The organism is Roseibium sp., from assembly GCF_039982295.1.
Classification (GTDB): domain Bacteria; phylum Pseudomonadota; class Alphaproteobacteria; order Rhizobiales; family Stappiaceae; genus Roseibium.
In genome coordinates this window covers 1-2311 of record NZ_JBDWYP010000038.1, presented here as the reverse complement: position 1 = coordinate 2311, position 2311 = coordinate 1, and the positions used below count along the sequence as shown (strand labels likewise).

Here is a 2311-nt window from a genome sequence, read left to right as displayed (position 1 = left end):
TGGGCTTCAAGACGCGGGATCGGCTTGGAGTACATCCAGCCCGGCAAACCGCAACAGAACGCCTATGTCGAGCGCTACAACCGAACCGTCCGCCATGAATGGCTCGGACAATACATATTCGAAACGATCGAGGAGGCACAGCACCAAGCCACACGCTGGCTATGGACATACAACAACGAGCGGCCCAACATGGCCATCGGCGGCATCACGCCCGCAATGAAACTCAAAACAGCGGCCTGAAGTCCAGTTTTAAAACCCATCAAAATTGGGATGATTACCAGGCCTGCAGACGGTATTGGCTTTCCAGCCCGCGAGGCAGCCCGCGGCGAACAGGCCGGGCACGCAGAACGCAAGCGCGAAATAGCCGCCAAAGCAAAACCCGACGACCGCACCTGAAAGGGCCACCGCAACCATACCGATCAGGACCGCACTGTTGTCCCTGTCGTCAGAAGCTGTCTTCGAAGACAGGACGTTTTCTTGCGAGGTATCCATCTGCTTACCTTTCAGTATCCCGGCAATGCGCCGCTAGAATTCGGAAAACCACTACCGGACCGGTGCAGTACCAGCCTCAACGATTAAGTGCCTAATCGACCGGCACATTGACTGTTGCCCGCGAGGAACAGCTCGTTCGGAGATGCCGCGCATTTGCCAAGAGCCACAACAGTTGCAGCAAACTCTCATTTCGCAGCCTCGAACTGTTTTTCAGGCCTACCGGACTGCCTCACGCGGCTTGACAGACGGCTATGAAATTGGAGCGTCATCGGACAACCATTGCACAAGCCTGCTTCGCGCATTCCGGGGGAGATATCCGCAAATGCCGGAGTCGCGAGCGTGTGACGGGCTGAAGCCAAACTCTTCACGGAACTGCTTGCAGAACACGGCATGGTCAGAAAAACCAAGAGAATAGGCCACTGTGCTGATCAACCTGCACTCTTCTCTGCTGGCCAGCGCTTTGCACGCCGCCACGAGCCTTTTGCGGGTGATCAAACTAGCAACGCCGCCATAGGGAGCGAGCAGGTAGTAGAGCTGTCGTCTCGACATTCGCAATGCCAGGCAGATTGATTGCGCACCCAATTTCGGAGAATGGAGGTTGTCGCGGATGTAGTCTAAAACGATAGAGGCTCGATCGCGGGGAACCGGAACTGATGGCATGCGCTCCCGCTGGTGCCTCAAAACCGCTCCGAGCAAGTGGGAGAAGGACTCGATCCACAGGGATGTCTCGGATATTGTCAAGTCGGCAAAGAGCTTTTCGGAACTCAGCACGAAGTCGCTGAGAATACGTGCAGCCGGACCTTCGAGACGAGTATTGACCAAAGCATCGATGTCCGTCTCCATGTCGAAAAAAAAGTCCCTGTTCATCAACACGTTGATGCATTCAATCCGGTCGGTCGTACCGCTGAATGAACTGGCGAGAGAATTAATCAAAATCGTTCCGGGGTCGGCCTCTACCCGGGTATCGCCAACGCGATTTTCAATCGCACCGCGTCGCAGAACCGTCAGACACCAGTATTTCGCGGCAGAACCCGCATGTGGCGCGCTTCGGCCGAAGTGCATCGGCGCCGACTTAAGGGTCGCTATCTGGACAACACCGAGATCGAAGCTGCGACCACTCGCCTTGAATCTGCCCGCAGACGGCTGCGCCGACGCGACATCGACAAGGGGCGACAACAACTTTTGCAAGTATTCGACCTGTCGATCCACCCCAAGAAATGAGGTGCAGAACCGATCAGGCTGCGGCAGCTCCTGCAGCCCCATATCGCATTCGGGTTTCTTTGTTGGCTGGCGCCGGCTCATATCTGCGAACCTCGATAACAAAATGCCTTCTCGCGTAGAACTCAACGCGTCGAGCTTCGGAAAATCACTTAGACGAACGTGAAACGCACAGCTGCGCTGACGCTAGCGAAGATGAAGAACCATCTTCTCTTTAGGTTAGGAGGACTGCATATTGTCGGAATATCTCCGACGTATTATTTTGTTTCAAAATGTATCCGCACGAGGCGCTTTGAGAAGACCTCAGGGTTCTGTTGCCAACTTTCGCTCGGTCGGTTTCATTGCGCGTGTTGCGGTTTAGGAGGCGGTCCTGTGATCAGATTTTTCCAAGTGTGTAGCGTCGATCAGTTTCAAAGGCAGCCAGTTCTCGAAGGACGTGGTTGTGTTCGCCGTTCTCTTTTGACGTTGCCCCCTGGGGGTGTTTTGGCTCTGTTGAGCCAGGTGGAAGACGGGAGCTGGCGTGGGACTGGCCATTGAGCGCAGCGCCAGATCCCGTCGTGGGGTAAAGGTGGTTGCGTATTCGCTTGGGGTGAGCCAGCCC

General features: G+C 55.5%; 4 protein-coding genes. 1 reads left to right on the top strand and 3 read right to left on the bottom strand.

Annotated features, from left to right (window positions below):
- On the top strand, nucleotides 1-240 hold a 240-nt coding region (locus tag ABJZ52_RS07405; protein ID WP_348292267.1), incomplete at its 5' end, for a transposase.
- Nucleotides 241-249: 9 nt separating this feature from the next.
- Here ABJZ52_RS07405 and ABJZ52_RS07400 read toward each other — a convergent pair.
- The 3 genes from ABJZ52_RS07400 to ABJZ52_RS07390 form a co-directional block, all read right to left on the bottom strand.
- Complete coding sequence (locus tag ABJZ52_RS07400) at nucleotides 250-492, bottom strand: hypothetical protein (protein WP_348191609.1); 243 nt, start codon at nucleotides 490-492, stop codon at nucleotides 250-252.
- A gap of 249 nt (nucleotides 493-741) precedes the next feature.
- Complete coding sequence (locus tag ABJZ52_RS07395; protein WP_348191606.1) at nucleotides 742-1794, bottom strand: helix-turn-helix domain-containing protein; 1053 nt, start codon at nucleotides 1792-1794, stop codon at nucleotides 742-744.
- Between the two features lie 292 nt (nucleotides 1795-2086).
- Nucleotides 2087-2311: hypothetical protein (locus tag ABJZ52_RS07390; protein WP_348199893.1), on the bottom strand; the 225-nt coding region annotated here is incomplete at its 5' end.